Annotated in this window: 18 protein-coding genes; all 18 read left to right on the top strand. The window is 46.6% G+C overall.

Going from position 1 to position 17,329, the window contains the following annotated elements:
- The first annotated feature begins 31 nt into the window (after window positions 1–31).
- The 18 genes from K3G25_RS19855 (at window position 32) to lysS (ending at window position 17,090) form a co-directional block, all read left to right on the top strand.
- Window positions 32–769, top strand: coding sequence for a vWA domain-containing protein (locus K3G25_RS19855; protein WP_004264624.1), 738 nt, complete (start codon window positions 32–34; stop codon window positions 767–769).
- Complete coding sequence (locus K3G25_RS19860; protein WP_021494154.1) at window positions 735–1,736, top strand: protein kinase domain-containing protein; 1,002 nt, start codon at window positions 735–737, stop codon at window positions 1,734–1,736. Before K3G25_RS19855 ends, K3G25_RS19860 begins: the two co-directional genes overlap by 35 nt.
- A 104-nt stretch (window positions 1,737–1,840) precedes the next feature.
- Window positions 1,841–3,259: a tRNA lysidine(34) synthetase TilS gene (tilS, locus tag K3G25_RS19865; RefSeq protein WP_029974814.1), complete on the top strand. Its 1,419-nt coding sequence runs from the start codon at window positions 1,841–1,843 to the stop codon at window positions 3,257–3,259.
- Window positions 3,256–3,795 (top strand): hypoxanthine phosphoribosyltransferase, encoded by a 540-nt coding sequence (gene hpt / locus K3G25_RS19870; RefSeq protein WP_004264611.1) that lies wholly within the window; start codon window positions 3,256–3,258, stop codon window positions 3,793–3,795. Before tilS ends, hpt begins: the two co-directional genes overlap by 4 nt.
- Before the next feature lie 97 nt (window positions 3,796–3,892).
- Window positions 3,893–5,812 (top strand): ATP-dependent zinc metalloprotease FtsH, encoded by a 1,920-nt coding sequence (gene ftsH / locus K3G25_RS19875; RefSeq protein WP_004264608.1) that lies wholly within the window; start codon window positions 3,893–3,895, stop codon window positions 5,810–5,812.
- 148 nt (window positions 5,813–5,960) lie between these two features.
- Window positions 5,961–6,737: a type III pantothenate kinase gene (locus K3G25_RS19880; RefSeq protein ID WP_007409940.1), complete on the top strand. Its 777-nt coding sequence runs from the start codon at window positions 5,961–5,963 to the stop codon at window positions 6,735–6,737.
- Between the two features lie 10 nt (window positions 6,738–6,747).
- The gene (gene hslO, locus K3G25_RS19885) at window positions 6,748–7,623 is read left to right on the top strand and encodes an Hsp33 family molecular chaperone HslO (RefSeq protein ID WP_004264606.1); all 876 of its coding nucleotides are present in this window, start codon (window positions 6,748–6,750) and stop codon (window positions 7,621–7,623) included.
- 45 nt (window positions 7,624–7,668) lie between these two features.
- Entirely contained in the window at window positions 7,669–8,559 is an 891-nt protein-coding gene (locus K3G25_RS19890) for a peptidyl-prolyl cis-trans isomerase (RefSeq protein WP_061861771.1), read from the top strand.
- Between the two features lie 75 nt (window positions 8,560–8,634).
- A complete protein-coding gene (gene cysK, locus K3G25_RS19895) occupies window positions 8,635–9,561 on the top strand; it encodes a cysteine synthase A (protein WP_007615206.1) in 927 nt (308 codons plus the stop codon).
- A gap of 166 nt (window positions 9,562–9,727) precedes the next feature.
- Window positions 9,728–11,149: an aminodeoxychorismate synthase, component I gene (pabB, locus tag K3G25_RS19900; RefSeq protein ID WP_014720621.1), complete on the top strand. Its 1,422-nt coding sequence runs from the start codon at window positions 9,728–9,730 to the stop codon at window positions 11,147–11,149.
- Between the two features lie 6 nt (window positions 11,150–11,155).
- On the top strand, window positions 11,156–11,743 hold the full coding sequence (pabA, locus tag K3G25_RS19905) for an aminodeoxychorismate/anthranilate synthase component II (RefSeq protein WP_007409944.1): 588 nt from the start codon (window positions 11,156–11,158) through the stop codon (window positions 11,741–11,743).
- Window positions 11,740–12,624 carry an aminodeoxychorismate lyase gene (gene pabC / locus K3G25_RS19910; protein WP_014416736.1) on the top strand — a complete coding sequence of 295 codons (885 nt, stop codon included), beginning with the start codon at window positions 11,740–11,742 and terminating at the stop codon, window positions 12,622–12,624. The genes pabA and pabC overlap by 4 nt, the downstream gene beginning before the upstream one ends.
- The gene (gene folP, locus K3G25_RS19915; protein ID WP_014416737.1) at window positions 12,605–13,462 is read left to right on the top strand and encodes a dihydropteroate synthase; all 858 of its coding nucleotides are present in this window, start codon (window positions 12,605–12,607) and stop codon (window positions 13,460–13,462) included. Before pabC ends, folP begins: the two co-directional genes overlap by 20 nt.
- Window positions 13,455–13,817: a dihydroneopterin aldolase gene (folB, locus tag K3G25_RS19920; RefSeq protein WP_014416738.1), complete on the top strand. Its 363-nt coding sequence runs from the start codon at window positions 13,455–13,457 to the stop codon at window positions 13,815–13,817. The genes folP and folB overlap by 8 nt, the downstream gene beginning before the upstream one ends.
- Complete coding sequence (folK, locus tag K3G25_RS19925; RefSeq protein WP_014416739.1) at window positions 13,814–14,317, top strand: 2-amino-4-hydroxy-6-hydroxymethyldihydropteridine diphosphokinase; 504 nt, start codon at window positions 13,814–13,816, stop codon at window positions 14,315–14,317. Before folB ends, folK begins: the two co-directional genes overlap by 4 nt.
- Window positions 14,269–14,478, top strand: a complete 210-nt coding sequence (locus tag K3G25_RS19930; RefSeq protein WP_003150668.1) for a helix-turn-helix domain-containing protein — start codon at window positions 14,269–14,271, stop codon at window positions 14,476–14,478. Before folK ends, K3G25_RS19930 begins: the two co-directional genes overlap by 49 nt.
- Before the next feature lie 21 nt (window positions 14,479–14,499).
- Entirely contained in the window at window positions 14,500–15,501 is a 1,002-nt protein-coding gene (gene dusB / locus K3G25_RS19935) for a tRNA dihydrouridine synthase DusB (RefSeq protein ID WP_007409948.1), read from the top strand.
- An 89-nt stretch (window positions 15,502–15,590) separates the two neighbouring features.
- Window positions 15,591–17,090 carry a lysine--tRNA ligase gene (gene lysS / locus K3G25_RS19940; protein ID WP_014416740.1) on the top strand — a complete coding sequence of 500 codons (1,500 nt, stop codon included), beginning with the start codon at window positions 15,591–15,593 and terminating at the stop codon, window positions 17,088–17,090.
- Window positions 17,091–17,329 lie beyond the last annotated feature (239 nt).

Here is a 17,329-nt window from a genome sequence, read left to right on the forward strand (position 1 = left end):
GGGACTAATCGTATCACCGGGAGGAATGTATGTGAATAAGGGACATTTAAATCAAGTTCTGCTGATTACAGATGGCTGCTCCAATCATGGTGAAGACCCGATCGCAATGGCGGCTTTCGCCAAGGAGCAGGGGATTACGGTGAATGTTATAGGAATTATGGAAGAAAACGCGATTGACCAAGAGGCAATGAAGGAAGTTGAAGGCATCGCCATGGCCGGAGGCGGCGTCCATCAAGTTGTGTACGCGTCACAATTGTCTCAGACGGTTCAAATGGTGACGAAAAAAGCAATGACCCAGACGCTGCAAGGTGTCGTCAATCAAGAGCTTAAACAAATTTTAGGGAAAAACGTTGAAATGGAAGAGCTTTCTCCTGAAAAACGCGGCGAAGTGATGGAAGTGGTTGATGAACTCGGCGAAACGGTTCATCTGCAAGTGCTTGTGCTGGTTGATACGAGTGCGAGTATGGCGCCGAAACTGCCGACGGTGAAAGAAGCGCTGATCGATCTTTCCATCAGTTTAAATTCCCGGGCCGGACAAAATGAATTTGCAATGTGTATATTTCCCGGGAAAAGCCAGGAAGTTGAGCTTGTACTGAATTGGACGCCGAAGCTTGAATCCCTTTCTGCACTCTTTGCGAAGCTGTCGACCGGCGGTATCACCCCTACGGGCCCCGCTATCCGGGAAGCGACGCAGCAGTTTGAGAGAATCCGCTCAAGAAGGAGCATGTTGGCAGATGATGAACGACGCTTTAACGAGTTTGGCATGTAGTCTGGCACCGGGGACGGCAATTCAGGGCAAATGGAACGGCAAATCCTACAGATTGCTCAAACAGCTTGGAAAAGGGGCTAACGGTATTGTATATTTGGCAGAAGCATCAGGCGGACAGGTCGCTTTGAAAATAAGCAGCGACAGCATGTCTGTTACCTCTGAAGTGAATGTCTTAAAATCCTTTTCAAAGGCCCGGTCGCAAACGATGGGGCCTTCTTTTTTTGATGCGGACGATGCGTTTATTCCGCAGCTGAATAAAAATGTCTCTTTTTACGTGATGGAGTACATAGAAGGGCCGCTTCTTCCGCAATATATCAGCAGTAAGGGAGCGGAGTGGATTCCGGTGCTGATGGTGCAGCTTCTTTCCAGCCTGTCAGTCCTTCATCAGCAAGGGTGGGTTTTTGGCGACCTCAAACCGGACAATCTCATTGTAACCGGACCTCCGGCTGCCATTCGCTGCATTGATGTAGGGGGAACGACAAAACAGGGCCGCGCGATTAAAGAGTATACGGAGTTTTACGACAGGGGCTATTGGGGGTATGGAACAAGAAAAGCAGAACCATCCTATGACCTGTTTGCTGTCGCAATGATCATGATCCACTGTGCCCAGAAGAAAGAGTGCAAAAAGTCAGGACAGCCGAAAGAACAGCTTCGTTCTATCATTGAAGGCCACCCGTTTCTGAATAAGTATAAGAAGGTTCTGTTTTCTGCTTTAAACGGTCAATATCCGTCTGCAGAAGCCATGAAGCATGACATCCTGACAGCGGGTCAGAGCGCCGGGAGCAAAAGGAAAGCCGCCGTCAAGCCTAAGCCGCCGCATTCAAAACCGCGGCAGGGCACTGTATCTCAGACGCGGTATAAACCTAAACAAAAACCCGCAAAGCACAATGGTTTGTTTGAAACAACACTTATTTTAATCAGTGTTCTCGCCCTTTATTTCGCTTACATCGTCTTTTTTCTCATCTAGTGCCGGCCGGACGCCTGCGCTCATGCTTCTTCTTTGCTTGGAGGGAATGAAAGTGATAGGATATGTATATCTTTAAAAAACCTGCTCATTGTGAGGGGGACATTGTGAAAAGCGTGGAAGATTTTTTCAAAACATATCATCTTCAGGCGGAGGGAGAAACGATTATTGCCGGGGTCTCCGGAGGCCCTGATTCAATGGCGCTTCTCAGTATGCTGAATAAGCACTTCGGGCATTCTTCCGTTATCATAGCGGCGCATGTCGACCATCAGTTCAGGGGTCCTGAATCTGAAGAAGATATGAAGTTTGTGCAGTCATATTGCGAAGCGGAACACATCCTCTGCGAAACGGTACAGATTGATGTTTCTGCATACGCAAAGAAGAATAAGCTGAACAAGCAGGCTGCCGCACGTGATTGCAGATATCAGTTTTTCGAAGATCTGATGACAAAACACCAAGCGAAGTTTTTGGCGCTGGCTCATCACGGCGATGACCAGGTTGAGACAATGCTCATGAGGCTTGCGAAAGGTACGCTCGGGGCAGGGCTTGCGGGAATGCAGCCCGTCCGCGAATTTGCATCCGGCTGGCTGATCAGGCCTTTCCTCTATACGGCAAAGGATGAAATCCTTGAATACTGCCGTCAAAAAGGGCTCAGCTACAGAACGGATGAGAGCAATGCAAAAGACGATTATACAAGAAACAGATTCAGAAAGACCGTGCTTCCTTTTTTAAAACAAGAATCACCTGACGTTCATAAAATGTTTCAAAAGGTGAGTGAAGCACTGACAGAAGACGAACAATACCTGCAGTCATTAACGAAAGAACGAATGAATAAGGTTATTACAAGCAAGTCTGACACATCGGTTGAAGTCAATTCCTCTCAATTGCTTGCCCTTCCGATACCTTTACAAAGAAGAGGAGTTCAACTAATATTAAACTATCTTTATGAAAACGTTCCATCGTCGTTTTCCGCCCGCCACATACAGCAGTTTCTCGAATGGGCGGAAAATGGAAGCGCCTCGGGAGTGCTTGATTTTCCGAAAGGGCTGAAGGTGGTCAAATCATATCAGACATGTTTGTTTACATTTGAACAATGGCAATGTGAAAAGGTTCCCTTTGAGCTGCAGCTGCAAGGAGCGGAAGGCGAGACTGCTGTTCTCCCCAACGGCTTTATGATAGAGGTGGCCGATCAGGCTGACCCTCATATCAAAAATGGGAATGCTGTTTTTATGACAAGCAGAAATAAGGTGCAATTTCCTTTAACAATCCGGACGAGAAAAATCGGCGATCGGATCAAACTTAAAGGGATGAATGGCTCGAAAAAGGTGAAAGATATATTTATTGATCATAAACTGCCTCTGCGGGATCGGGACGAATGGCCGATTGTAACGGATGCGAGCGGTGAAATTATCTGGCTGCCTGGCTTGAAAAAATCCATCTTTGACGATCTTGTGATTTCAAACAGTGACCGCATTGTATTACAATATAGACAGCATGAAAAGTGTAGGGGGCAAGCATTAACATGAAACAGGATATCGAAAAAGTGCTGATCTCAGAAGATGAGATCCAGCAGAAAGTAAAACAGCTTGGAGAACAATTAACAAGCGAGTACAGCGACACGTTTCCGTTGGCAATCGGTGTGTTAAAGGGAGCGCTTCCTTTTATGGCTGATCTTATAAAGCATATTGATACATATTTGGAAATGGACTTCATGGATGTATCAAGCTACGGAAATTCCACGGTTTCTTCGGGAGAAGTCAAAATCATCAAAGATTTGGATACATCTGTAGAAGGCCGGGACATCTTAATCATTGAAGATATTATCGACAGTGGGTTAACCTTGAGCTATCTCGTAGAACTCTTCCGATATCGTAAAGCGAAATCAATTAAGATTGTTACCCTGTTGGATAAACCAAGCGGAAGAAAAGCGGACATTAAAGCAGACTTCGTAGGCTTTGAAGTTCCTGACGCGTTTGTTGTGGGTTACGGACTTGATTATGCCGAACGCTATCGCAATCTGCCTTACATCGGAGTATTAAAACCGGCGATTTATGAAAGCTGATCGGCTGCCTGCTTCCGAGATGGTTATCGGTTGTATTGGAATGATTTTCTATGGTACTATTGAACATAGTTGTGCTTACTGTGGGAGGAGGTAAGGAATGAATCGGGTCTTCCGTAATACCATTTTTTATTTACTTATTTTATTAGTAGTAATCGGGGTTGTGAGTTACTTCCAGACTTCAAACCCGAAAACAGAAAATATGTCGTACAGTACGTTTATCAAGAACCTCGATGAGGGGAAAGTTGATAGCGTATCGGTTCAGCCTGTCAGAGGTGTTTATGAGGTAAAAGGACAGCTGAAAAAATACGACAAAGACCAGTACTTTTTAACACATGTTCCTGAAGGAAAAGGAGCAGACCAGATATTTGATGCAATTAAAAAGACGGACGTAAAAGTTGATCCCGCACAGGAAACAAGCGGGTGGGTGACGTTCTTAACGACGATCATTCCGTTTGTCATCATCTTTATTCTGTTTTTCTTCCTGCTCAATCAGGCTCAGGGCGGCGGCAGCCGTGTCATGAACTTCGGAAAGAGCAAAGCGAAGCTGTATACGGAAGAAAAGAAACGCGTGAAGTTTAAAGATGTAGCCGGCGCGGATGAGGAGAAGCAGGAGCTTGTTGAGGTTGTTGAGTTTCTGAAAGATCCTCGCAAATTCGCCGAGCTTGGCGCCAGAATCCCTAAAGGCGTGCTGTTGGTCGGACCTCCGGGAACCGGTAAGACGCTGCTTGCGAGAGCCTCAGCCGGTGAAGCGGGCGTTCCTTTCTTCAGCATCAGCGGATCTGACTTCGTTGAAATGTTTGTCGGTGTCGGTGCTTCCCGTGTGCGTGATTTATTCGAAAATGCGAAAAAGAATGCGCCTTGTCTGATCTTCATTGATGAGATCGACGCGGTGGGACGTCAGCGCGGCGCAGGTCTTGGCGGCGGGCATGATGAACGCGAACAGACGCTGAACCAGCTGCTTGTAGAGATGGACGGTTTCAGTGCGAATGAAGGAATCATTATTATCGCTGCGACAAACCGTGCGGACATTCTCGACCCTGCATTGCTTCGTCCGGGACGTTTTGACCGTCAGATTACGGTAGACCGTCCGGATGTCATCGGCCGTGAAGCCGTATTACAGGTCCATGCGAGAAACAAACCGCTTGATGAAACGGTGAACTTAAAAGCGATCGCTTCAAGAACACCCGGTTTCTCAGGCGCCGATTTAGAAAACCTTCTTAACGAAGCGGCACTCGTTGCTGCCCGTCAAAACAAGAAGAAAATTGATATGCGCGACATTGATGAAGCGACGGACCGTGTGATTGCGGGCCCTGCGAAGAAGAGCCGCGTCATATCGAAAAAAGAACGCAATATCGTGGCGTACCACGAGGGCGGTCACACCGTTATCGGTCTTGTGCTGGATGAAGCCGATATGGTTCATAAAGTAACGATCGTTCCGAGGGGGCAGGCGGGCGGATACGCGGTCATGCTTCCGAGAGAAGACCGTTACTTCCAGACAAAACCTGAACTTCTCGATAAAATTGTCGGTCTTCTGGGCGGACGCGTTGCCGAGGAAATTATCTTCGGCGAAGTCAGCACGGGCGCTCACAATGACTTCCAGCGGGCAACGAACATTGCCAGAAGAATGGTGACAGAGTTCGGTATGTCAGAAAAACTCGGACCGCTTCAGTTCGGTCAATCTCAAGGCGGTCAAGTATTCCTGGGCCGGGATTTCAACAACGAGCAAAACTACAGTGATCAGATCGCTTACGAAATCGATCAGGAAATTCAGCGCATCATTAAAGAATGTTATGAGCGTGCGAAAACCATCCTGACTGAAAATCGCGATAAGCTTGAATTGATTGCTCAGACATTGCTTGATGTGGAAACATTAGATGCGGAACAAATCAAGCATCTCGTGGATCACGGAAAACTCCCTGAGCGCAATTTCTCAGATGACCATCTTCAAAAAGACGATGTGAAAGTAAACATCCTTTCTAAAACAGAAGACGAAAAGAAAGACGAGCCGAAAGAATAGTTCGCTTTCTGACATGAAAACCGCCGGCGTATACCGGCGGTTTTTTTACTGGTTCCGTTTTGTTTACAAAAGAGCCGCAGATCGTGTATGGTATTGTAGAATGTTGAAAATGTTATGATTAGAAACTATTCAAAAGTGGTGATAGAGGTTGTTACTGGTTATAGATGTGGGGAACACCAACACCGTGATTGGTGTATATCATGATGGGGAATTAGAATATCATTGGCGCATAGAAACGAGCAGGCACAAAACAGAAGACGAATTCGGCATGCTGCTCCGCTCCTTATTTGAACATTCCGGACTCATGTTTGAACAGATTGAAGGGATTATCATCTCATCCGTGGTGCCGCCGATTATGTTCTCTTTAGAAAGAATGTGCACAAAATACTTTCACATCGAGCCGCAAGTTGTCGGCCCGGGAATGAAAACAGGTTTAAATATAAAGTATGACAATCCGAAAGAAGTGGGAGCTGACAGGATCGTCAATGCCGTTGCGGCGATCCAGCAGTATGGCGGCCCCTTAATTGTTGTTGATTTCGGAACGGCGACGACGTATTGCTACATTGATGAAAACAAACAATACATGGGCGGCGCGATTGCTCCCGGCATTACGATTTCGACGGAAGCGCTGTACTCACGTGCGGCGAAGCTTCCGAGAATTGAAATTGCCCGTCCGGACAATATCATCGGCAAAAACACGGTAAGCGCCATGCAGTCCGGCATCCTTTTCGGCTATGTCGGACAAGTTGAAGGTATAGTAAAGCGGATGAAATGGCAGGCAACACAGGAACCGAAAGTCATTGCGACAGGCGGGCTTGCGTCATTAATCGCAAACGAATCAGACTGTATTGATATTGTTGACCCGTTTCTCACTCTGAAAGGGCTGGAAATCATTTATGAGCGAAATCGTGTGGGTCACGTATAGGAGGTAAACGATGGATTATTTAATTAAAGCAATTGCATATGACGGTAAAGTAAGGGCTTATGCAGCCAGAACGACAGATATGGTTAATGAAGCGCAAAGAAGGCATGACACGTGGCCGACGGCATCAGCCGCAATCGGCCGGACGATGACAGCTTCTCTGATGCTCGGAGCGATGCTTAAGGGTGAAGATAAGCTGACAGTCAAAATAGAAGGCGGCGGCCCGATCGGAGCCATTGTCGCAGATGCGAACGCAAAGGGTGAGGTAAGAGCGTACGTATCAAACCCGCACGTTCATTTTGATCTCAATGAACAAGGGAAACTGGATGTCAGACGGGCGGTCGGAACTGACGGAACACTCAGTGTCGTAAAAGATTTGGGCTTGCGTGATTATTTTACGGGACAAGTAGAGATTGTCTCGGGTGAACTAGGTGACGACTTCACGTATTACCTTGTTTCTTCTGAACAAGTCCCTTCATCTGTCGGCGTAGGTGTTCTAGTAAATCCTGATAACACGATTCTCGCTGCGGGCGGGTTCATCATTCAGCTTCTTCCGGGGACTGATGAAGAAACCATTTCAACAATTGAAAAGCAATTATCTCAAATCGAACCGATTTCAAAATTGATTCAAAAAGGCCTGACACCGGAAGAAATCTTAGAAGAAGTTCTGGGTCAAAAACCGGACGTTCTCGAAACAATGCCGGTCAAATTTCACTGTTCTTGTTCAAAAGATCGATTCGAAACGGCCATTTTAGGACTAGGCAAAAAAGAAATACAAGATATGATAGAAGAAGACGGAAAAGCCGAAGCGGTTTGCCATTTTTGTAATGAGAAATATTTATTTACAAAAGAAGAACTGGAAGAGCTTCGTGACGAAACAACCCGCTAGCTCTTTAGCGGGTTGTTCTATTTTATAAAAGGGATGGGGTAGATTTTGAAATCGAGAACACTTTTGACGATTATTGTAGCGGCGCTGTTAGTATGCAGTGTGACAGTGGCGTATAAGTTAACAAAATCCCAAGCCGCGGGGTCATCTGAAGAATCCATCGCGACAATCGGTGATAAACATATCACACGGCAAGACTGGATGAAAAAGATGGAAGACCAGTACGGAAAATCAACTCTGGAAGACATGATTAATGCACAAGTAGTGGAAGAGCTTGCGAAAAAGAATAAACTCACAGTTTCAAACAGCGAATTGGAGCGGGAGTTTCTTTTAATCAAAGCGGTGAATAATTCATTTTATGAAGACAGCCATATTACCGAAAAAGAATGGAAAGACCAGATCCGCTACAACATTCTTCTTGAAGAACTGCTGACGAAGGACATCGATATATCGGATAAGGAAATGCAATCATTTTATAATAAAAATAAAGAATTGTACCATTTCGATGATTCCTACAGAATCCGGCACATCGTCGTCAAAAACAAAGAAGAGGCGGACAGGGTGCTTGCTGATTTGAAAGGCGGTTCCAGCTTTGAAGCCGTCGCCGCTGAGCGTTCCACGGACAGATACACGTCACAGTATGGCGGAGACCTCGGCTTTGTGACAGAAAACCAGGAAAATATCCCGCAGGCATATATCACAGAAGCTAAAAATCTTAAAGAAGATGAATGGTCCGCTGAACCGATTAAAGTTTCCTCAGGATACGCCGTCATTCAGCTGAAAGAAAAGCTTAAAGCGAGAACTTTCTCATACAATGAAGTGAAGAGCCAAATCAGACGCCAGATCGCGATGGATCAATTAGGTGACAAGGCGACAGTCAAAACGCTGTGGAAAGAGGCGGGGGTCTCTTGGTTCTACGGGGAAAAAAGAACTAAATGATTGACAAAAAATTTTGAAATTGATAACTTATATTTATAATACCAATAAATTTAGTCGGAAATTGAGGTGTCCAACATGGTGCGTATTGCAAATTCTATTACTGAACTAATCGGAAATACTCCTATTGTGAAATTGAATCGCCTGACGGATGAAAACAGTGCAGATGTATATCTGAAGCTTGAATACATGAATCCGGGCAGCAGCGTAAAAGACCGGATTGGAGTGGCGATGATTGAAGCGGCTGAAAAAGAAGGAAAATTAAAAGCCGGCGACACAATCATTGAACCGACAAGCGGAAATACAGGGATCGGTCTTGCGATGGTGGCAGCGGCTAAAGGTCTCAGAGCCATTCTCGTTATGCCTGATACAATGAGTATGGAACGACGCAATCTGCTGCGCGCATACGGAGCGGAGCTTGTGCTGACTCCGGGCGCAGAAGGAATGAAGGGCGCCATTAAAAAGGCGGAAGAACTTGCCGAGGAACACGGATACTTTGTGCCTCAGCAATTCAACAATGCAGCAAACCCGGAAATTCACCGCCAAACGACGGGGAAAGAAATCGTAGAACAGTTTGGTGACGACCAGCTTGATGCGTTCGTGGCCGGAATCGGTACCGGCGGAACCATCACGGGAGCGGGCGAAGTGCTGAAAGAAGCATATCCATCCATCAAAATCTATGCGGTAGAGCCGGCGGATTCTCCAGTTCTTTCCGGCGGAAAACCGGGCCCGCATAAAATTCAGGGTATCGGAGCGGGATTTGTCCCTGAAACATTGAATACGGACATCTATGATCAGATCATTCCCGTCAAAAACGAGGATGCATTTGAATATGCCCGTAAAACGGCAAAAGAAGAAGGGATTCTCGGCGGCATTTCTTCCGGAGCGGCCATTTACGCGGCACTGGAAATCGCGAAAAAACTGGGGAAAGGCAAGAAAGTGCTTGCGATCATCCCTAGTAACGGAGAACGTTACTTAAGCACACCGCTTTATCAGTTTGAATAGAGACATACACACGGCTCCCGGCTGTATCCGGGAGTTTTTTTGTGCTGAAGCATCGAAAATCCAAAAAACGTTTCGAATTTTATGGTTGGAAGTGAAATTCACTTTTTTCACCAGTGTGATTGCTTTAAAATAAAACTACAGTAAAACGAAGCAGAGGATTGATATGATGGCACAACGCAGACCGGCAGGAAGAAAAATACCTTTTACGAAACAAGCATTTTTACAGCGATATGAAAACCTTTCGAAATCGAGAAAACGGCATGTTCTGCTCGAAAGCGCGAGAGGGGGAAGATTCAGTATAGCCGGTCTAGATCCGATTGCGTCCGTCAGAGGGAAAGACGGAATTACAACGATCAAGCATGAGGGGGAAACACTGTTTAAAGAAGGTGACCCGCTGCGGGCCTTTCATGAATGGTTTGGAACGCTCGGAACGGAAACAAACGTTGAGTTTCCGGACTTTCAGGGCGGTGCGATTGGTTTTATCAGTTACGACTACGCCCGATATATTGAGAATTTTAAGATGCTGTCGTTAGATGATCTGGAAACACCTGATATTTACTTTCTTGTTTTTGATGATGTGGCCGTTTATGACCATGAGGATGAGGCGTTATGGCTCATTACCCATACTGAAGCGGAAGAAGCGGATCTTGCGGAAGAAAAGCTGTCCGGCTTAGAGGACATGTGGTGTTCCCTCCAAACGGCGGACGAGCCTTTTTCACCGCTGGATCGGAATGGGGACGGATCGTACGCCGCTCCGTTCACTGAAGAAGGATTTTCGCAGGCTGTAGAACAAATTAAACAATATATCGCGAGCGGCGATGTGTTCCAGGTTAATTTGTCCATCAGGCAGTCTCAGTCCTTATCCGTTCATCCGTATGAGGTGTATAAACACTTGAGAAACGTCAATCCGTCTCCTTACATGGCCTATCTCGAGACACCGGGGTTTCAAGTGATATGCGGGTCGCCGGAGCTATTGGTGACAAAGAAGGGGAAGAAGCTTGAAACGAGACCGATCGCGGGTACGCGTTCAAGAGGAAAAGACGATGCTGAAGACAAGGCTTTGGCTGACGAATTAATTCACAATGAAAAAGAACGTGCGGAACACGTCATGCTTGTTGATCTTGAGCGCAATGACCTCGGGCGCGTATCGCGCTACGGCTCCGTGCGCGTTAACGAATTTATGGCGATCGAAAAGTATTCCCACGTCATGCATATCGTGTCAAACGTACAGGGAGAGCTGCAGGACGGATATGACGCGACAGACATTATTCATGCGGTGTTCCCGGGGGGCACCATCACGGGAGCGCCCAAAGTGAGAACGATGGAAATTATAGAAGAGCTTGAGCCGACAAGACGGGGGCTTTATACTGGATCTATAGGCTGGTTCGGATTCAACGGAGATTTGCAGTTTAACATTGTGATCCGGACGATCTATGCAGCCGGCGGACATGCTTTTATGCAGTCCGGAGCAGGAGTGGTCATTGATTCGGTTCCGAAGCATGAATACAAGGAATCGTTCAAAAAAGCTTTTGCGATGAAAAAGGCGTTAGAGCTGAGCGAAGAAGAGACAAAAAATCAGACGAGGTGAGCAGAGATGATTTTAATGATTGACAATTATGATTCATTTACGTACAACTTGGTTCAATATTTGGGTGAGCTCGGGGAGGAACTGATCGTCAGACGGAATGACGAGATTACGATTGAGCAGATTGAAGAGCTGGGTCCGGACTTCTTAATGATTTCACCCGGGCCGTGCAGTCCTGATGAAGCGGGGATCAGCCTCGAAGCCATCAAACATTTTGCCGGCAGTATTCCTATTTTCGGCGTATGTCTCGGGCATCAGTCGATTGCGCAAGTATTCGGCGGCGATGTCGTCAGAGCAGAGCGGCTCATGCACGGCAAAACGTCAGAAGTTATGCATGACGGACAGACGATTTTTAAAGGCCTGCAAAATCCGCTGGTCGCCACCCGGTACCATTCACTTATTGTCAAAGCGGACACGCTGCCGGATTGTTTTACGGTATCCGCTCAAACCAAAGAAGGAGAAATTATGGCAATCCGCCATAATGAGCTGCCTGTTGAAGGTGTTCAGTTCCATCCGGAATCCATCATGACCTCCTTCGGCAAAGAGATGCTCAGAAACTTTATAGAGACACACCGCAAAAAGGAAGTAACGGTGTGATTATATATTTGAATGGTCAATATATAGAGGAGAAAGAAGCGGCGCTTTCTCCTTTTGACCATGGTTATCTGTACGGGATCGGCGCGTTCGAGACGTTCAGGCTTTACAGCGGCCGGCCGTTTCTGCCGGATGCGCATGTCGCCAGGCTCAACAGGGCGCTTCGGGATCTGCAGATTGCATATGAGGTGAACAAACAGGAGCTGCTTGATATGCTTCTGAGACTGTTGCTCCTCAATGACATCAAGGACGGCAGCGCGCGTGTCCGGCTTAACATCTCGGCAGGCGTCAGCGATAAGGGATTTGCCGCGCAGACTTATGAAAAGCCGACCGTCCTTTGTTTTGTCAACCGGCTCAATCCGGAAACTCTGCCTGTTCAAAAAGAAGGCAGGCTTCTCTCTGTCCGGAGAAACACGCCTGAAGGATCTTTTCGGTTAAAATCCCATCACTATTTAAACAACATGTATGCTAAACGGGAGATCGGGAATGATCCCAATCTTGAAGGCATTTTCCTGACCGGAGAAGGAGATGTCGCGGAAGGCATTGTCTCCAACGTGTTTTGGCGAAAAGGAGACAAGGTCTTTACGCCATCTTTGGATACGGGAATTCTCGACGGCGTAACGAGACAGTTTGTCATTGATGAATTGAAACGGCAGGGGACAGAAGTCACCGAAGGCCGATTCCGTTTTCAATCAATGCTTGAAGCGGATGAAGCATGGATGACAAACTCCGTGCTTGAAATCATCCCGTTTTCTAAAATAGAGGAAGTTCCGCTGCCAGGAATGAGCGGAAAAACGGTGCAATTGCTCCGTAAGCAGTATCAGCATGAAATAAACAAAATGAATGTACAGGAGGAGGAACAAAATGGCGCAGCAAACAATTGAACAGCCTAAACTGATTCATACAAAAAAAGGCGCTCTGTCCTATAAAGAGAAGACGCTCGTTATGGGGATATTAAATGTAACGCCAGACTCCTTCTCTGACGGCGGCAAATACGACAGTACGGAAAGGGCGCTTCTGCGTGCGGTGAAGATGGCTGAAGAAGGGGCGCATATCATAGATATCGGCGGTGAATCGACAAGACCCGGCGCATCACTCGTGTCGGCTGATGAGGAAATGTCACGAGTCATCCCCGTCATAGAACGGATCACAAGCGAGCTGGACATTCCGCTTTCAATCGATACGTACAAAGCGTCCGTGGCAGACGAAGCGGTCAAAGCGGGAGCCTCTATCCTTAATGACATCTGGGGGGCGAAAGGTGATCCTGACATGGCGTCAGTAGCCGCCGCACACGGGGTTCCGATTATCTTAATGCATAATCGCATGGAAAGAAACTACAACGATCTTATTCCTGATATGCTTGCAGACCTGATGGAAAGCGTGAAAATTGCCGCAGAAGCCGGCGTCACAGATGAAAACATGATTCTGGATCCGGGGATCGGCTTTGCGAAAAACTATGAGGACAATCTGGCTGTCATGAACAAGCTGGAGGTGTTCAGCGGGTTAGGTTATCCGCTGCTCCTGGCGACATCGAGAAAAAGGTTCATCGGCCGTGTACTTGACCTTCCCCCTGAAGAACGTGCCGAGGGAACGGGAGCGACAGTATGCCTTGGCGTCCAGAAAGGCTGCGACATTGTGAGGGTGCACGATGTCAAAGAGATCGCAAGAATGACTAAGATGATGGATGCTATGTTGAACAAAGGAGGCGCACATTATGGATAAAGTATATGTGGAAGGTATGGAGTTTTACGGATATCACGGCGTGTTCGAAGAAGAAAACAAACTCGGCCAGCGCTTCAAAGTAGACCTGACTGCCGAACTGGATTTGAGCAAAGCGGGGCAAACGGATGACCTTTCTTATACCATTAACTATGCGGAATTGTACAGTGTCTGCCGCGGCATCGTTGAGGGCGAGCCCGTTAATTTGGTCGAGACCCTTGCGGAACGGATCGCAGACACCGTCCTTGAGAAATTTGAGCCGGTGCAGCAATGTACGGTAAAGGTTGTTAAGCCTGACCCGCCGATTCCCGGCCATTATAAATCAGTAGCTATAGAAATGACGAGAAAGAAATCATGAACAATACGGCATATATCGGCCTCGGTTCCAATATGGGCGACCGTGAACATTATTTGCGCCAGGCAGTGGCCATGCTCAGCCGGCATCATGGTTTGACGGTGTCAAAGGTGTCCTCCATATATGAAACAGATCCCGTCGGCTATGAGGATCAAGATCAGTTTCTCAATATGGCGGTTGAAGTGAAAACGTCGTTATCTCCTTTTGAACTTCTTGATGTAACGCAGAGCATTGAAGCTGAATTAGGCAGAACGAGAGAGATTCGCTGGGGACCGCGGACGGCAGACCTTGACATTTTGCTGTATAATCGTGAAAATATTGAAACAGAGCGGCTGATTGTTCCGCATCCGAGAATGTATGAGCGCTTATTTGTCCTTGCGCCGTTAAAAGAAATATGTCCGCAGGCGGATCATATCACGATAAGCGCTGAAACAAACCAAGAAGGTGTAAGAGTATGGAAGCAGAAATCTGGGGTAGGCGAATTCGTGCATTCAGAAAGCTGAAAGGTTATACTCAAGAAGGATTTGCAAAAGCATTAGGTATATCAGTTTCTATTGTCGGTGAAATTGAACGCGGAAACCGATTGCCGTCAGATGCCATCATTCAAGATGCGGCAGATGTTTTAAATATAAGTGCGGACGAATTGGCCCCGCCTGAAAAATAGACAAATGAAAGGAGGGGAAAAATGTTTAAAATCGGTGATATTCAATTGAAAAACCGGGTTGTGCTTGCCCCTATGGCCGGTGTCTGCAACTCAGCGTTCAGATTGACTGTAAAGGAATTCGGAGCCGGATTGGTATGCGCTGAAATGGTCAGTGACAAAGCGATTCTTTACAACAACGCCAGAACAATGGGGATGCTTTACATTGATGAACGTGAAAAACCGCTCAGCCTTCAGATTTTTGGAGGGAAAAAGGAAACTCTTGTGGAAGCGGCGAAGTTTGTAGATCAAAACACGACTGCTGATATTATTGATATTAACATGGGATGTCCCGTACCCAAGATTACAAAATGTGATGCGGGCGCCAAATGGCTTCTCGATCCTGATAAGATTTATGAAATGGTATCCGCAGTAGTAGATGCTGTTGATAAGCCGGTTACAGTGAAGATGAGAATGGGTTGGGATGAAGAGCACATCTATGCGGTGAAAAATGCCCAAGCCGTTGAACGTGCCGGCGGAAAAGCCGTTGCCCTGCACGGCCGCACAAGAGTGCAAATGTATGAAGGCACTGCGAACTGGGATATCATTAAAGAAGTGAAGCAATCCGTCTCCATTCCCGTCATCGGAAACGGTGATGTCAAAACGCCTCAGGACGCGAAACGTATGCTTGAGGAAACAGGAGTTGACGGCGTCATGATCGGCCGGGCCGCACTCGGCAACCCGTGGATGATTTACCGTACGGTGCACTACCTTGAAACCGGTGAGTTAAAAGACGAACCGAAAGTCCGTGAAAAAATGTCGGTATGCAAACTGCACTTAGACCGCCTGATTAAGTTAAAAGGCGAAAATGTGGCAGTCAGAGAAATGAGAAAACACGCTGCCTGGTACCTGAAAGGTGTCAGAGGCAATGCGAATGTACGCAACGAAATCAACCAATGTGAGACGCGTGAAGAAGTTGTGCAGCTTTTAGATGCATTTACCGCCGAAGCAGAGGCAAAAGAGCTTCAAGATGCAAAAGTAGGTTAATATACACCCTCTATTGCTGCTCACTGCCAGCTTACCGCTGGCAGTTTTTCTGCTTTTTCGTGAAATCAAAATGTAACGGAGTGATACCAATGAGTCAAGAAGAGCAAAATCATGAGGAATTGAACGACCAGCTGCAAGTCAGACGAGATAAAATGAACCAGCTGAGAGAAAACGGCATTGACCCTTTCGGCGAACGTTTCGAGAGAACGCATCAATCTCAACAGATCATTGACGCCTACCAGGAGCTTTCTAAAGAAGAACTGGAAGAAAAAGCGATCGAAGTGACCATTGCAGGCCGTATGATGACAAAGCGCGGAAAAGGGAAAGCCGGCTTTGCGCATCTGCAGGACTTAGAAGGTCAAATTCAAATTTACGTAAGAAAAGACAGTGTCGGCGAAGAACAATATGAAATCTTTAAATCTTCAGACCTCGGAGACGTTATCGGCATCACGGGGAAAGTTTTCAAAACAAACGTAGGCGAGCTTTCTGTCAAAGCGACATCTTTTGAACTGCTGACAAAAGCACTGCGTCCTCTTCCTGATAAATATCATGGGTTAAAAGATGTTGAACAGCGTTACCGCCAGCGCTATCTCGATCTCATCGTAAACCCTGACAGCAAACAAACGTTTATCACACGCAGCAAAATCATCCAAGCGATGAGAAGATACTTAGATGACCATGGATACTTAGAAGTTGAAACACCTACGATGCACAGCATACCGGGAGGAGCGTCTGCACGCCCGTTCATCACGCACCATAACGCGCTCGATATGCCTCTTTATATGCGTATTGCGATTGAACTGCACCTGAAACGCCTGATTGTCGGCGGATTGGAAAAAGTCTACGAAATCGGCCGTGTGTTCCGTAACGAAGGTGTTTCTACACGCCATAACCCTGAATTCACGATGATCGAGCTGTATGAAGCGTACGCCGATTATAAAGATATTATGAGCCTTACGGAAAACCTCGTTGCACATATTGCGCAGGAAGTGCTTGGAAGCACCACAATCCAGTACGGCGAAGAGCAGATTGATCTGAAACCTGAATGGAAACGACTCCACATGGTAGATGCGGTCAAAGAAGCGACAGGCGTAGATTTCTGGAATGAGATGACTGTTGAAGAAGCGCGCGGTCATGCAAAAGAGCATGGTATCGAGATCACAAACTCAATGACGGTGGGTCATATCATCAATGAATTCTTCGAACAAAAAATTGAAGAAACACTCATTCAGCCTACATTTATTTACGGCCACCCTGTAGAGATTTCTCCTCTTGCTAAGAAAAATCCGGAGGACCCTCGCTTTACAGACCGTTTTGAGCTGTTTATCGTCGGCCGTGAGCACGCTAATGCGTTTACGGAGCTGAATGACCCTATTGACCAGAGGGAACGCTTTGAAGCGCAATTAAAAGAAAGAGAAGAAGGAAACGATGAAGCGCATATGATGGATGAAGACTTCGTTGAAGCTCTTGAATACGGCATGCCGCCGACCGGGGGATTGGGTATCGGTATCGACCGCCTTGTCATGCTGTTAACAAATGCTCCGTCTATCAGAGACGTTTTATTATTCCCTCAAATGAGACAACGCTAATAAAAGGGCAGGCGCCGTTTCTGCTTATCGCAGTACGGCGCTTTTTTAGAAACAAGCCGCTCGTAAAACTTTTTTGATTTTCTTTTAAAAAACTATTGCACTATTATTTGTGAGGTGGTATATTATTATTCGTTGCCGCTAAACAAGGCGCTGACGAAAAAAAGAAATTCAAAAAGTTGTTGACTTCAAGAGATTGATAAGATATAATAATAAAGTCGCTTGAACGAAAGACAAAATGA

Origin of the sequence: Bacillus sp. FCW2 (assembly GCF_021228595.1) — a bacterium.
Lineage (GTDB): Bacteria > Bacillota > Bacilli > Bacillales > Bacillaceae > Bacillus > Bacillus velezensis.

Bases quoted from the DNA above. Each gene is read 5' to 3' on its own strand.
- folP (WP_014416737.1), top strand. From the start codon at position 12,605: ATGGCGCAGCAAACAATTGAACAGCCTAAACTGATTCATACAAAAAAA.
- K3G25_RS19860 (WP_021494154.1), top strand. From the start codon at position 735: ATGATGAACGACGCTTTAACGAGTTTGGCATGTAGTCTGGCACCGGGG.
- folK (WP_014416739.1), top strand. From the start codon at position 13,814: ATGAACAATACGGCATATATCGGCCTCGGTTCCAATATGGGCGACCGT.
- hpt (WP_004264611.1), top strand. From the start codon at position 3,256: ATGAAACAGGATATCGAAAAAGTGCTGATCTCAGAAGATGAGATCCAG.
- folB (WP_014416738.1), top strand. From the start codon at position 13,455: ATGGATAAAGTATATGTGGAAGGTATGGAGTTTTACGGATATCACGGC.
- dusB (WP_007409948.1), top strand. From the start codon at position 14,500: ATGTTTAAAATCGGTGATATTCAATTGAAAAACCGGGTTGTGCTTGCC.
- lysS (WP_014416740.1), top strand. From the start codon at position 15,591: ATGAGTCAAGAAGAGCAAAATCATGAGGAATTGAACGACCAGCTGCAA.
- ftsH (WP_004264608.1), top strand. From the start codon at position 3,893: ATGAATCGGGTCTTCCGTAATACCATTTTTTATTTACTTATTTTATTA.
- cysK (WP_007615206.1), top strand. From the start codon at position 8,635: ATGGTGCGTATTGCAAATTCTATTACTGAACTAATCGGAAATACTCCT.
- pabA (WP_007409944.1), top strand. From the start codon at position 11,156: ATGATTTTAATGATTGACAATTATGATTCATTTACGTACAACTTGGTT.
- K3G25_RS19930 (WP_003150668.1), top strand. From the start codon at position 14,269: ATGGAAGCAGAAATCTGGGGTAGGCGAATTCGTGCATTCAGAAAGCTG.
- hslO (WP_004264606.1), top strand. From the start codon at position 6,748: ATGGATTATTTAATTAAAGCAATTGCATATGACGGTAAAGTAAGGGCT.
- pabB (WP_014720621.1), top strand. From the start codon at position 9,728: ATGGCACAACGCAGACCGGCAGGAAGAAAAATACCTTTTACGAAACAA.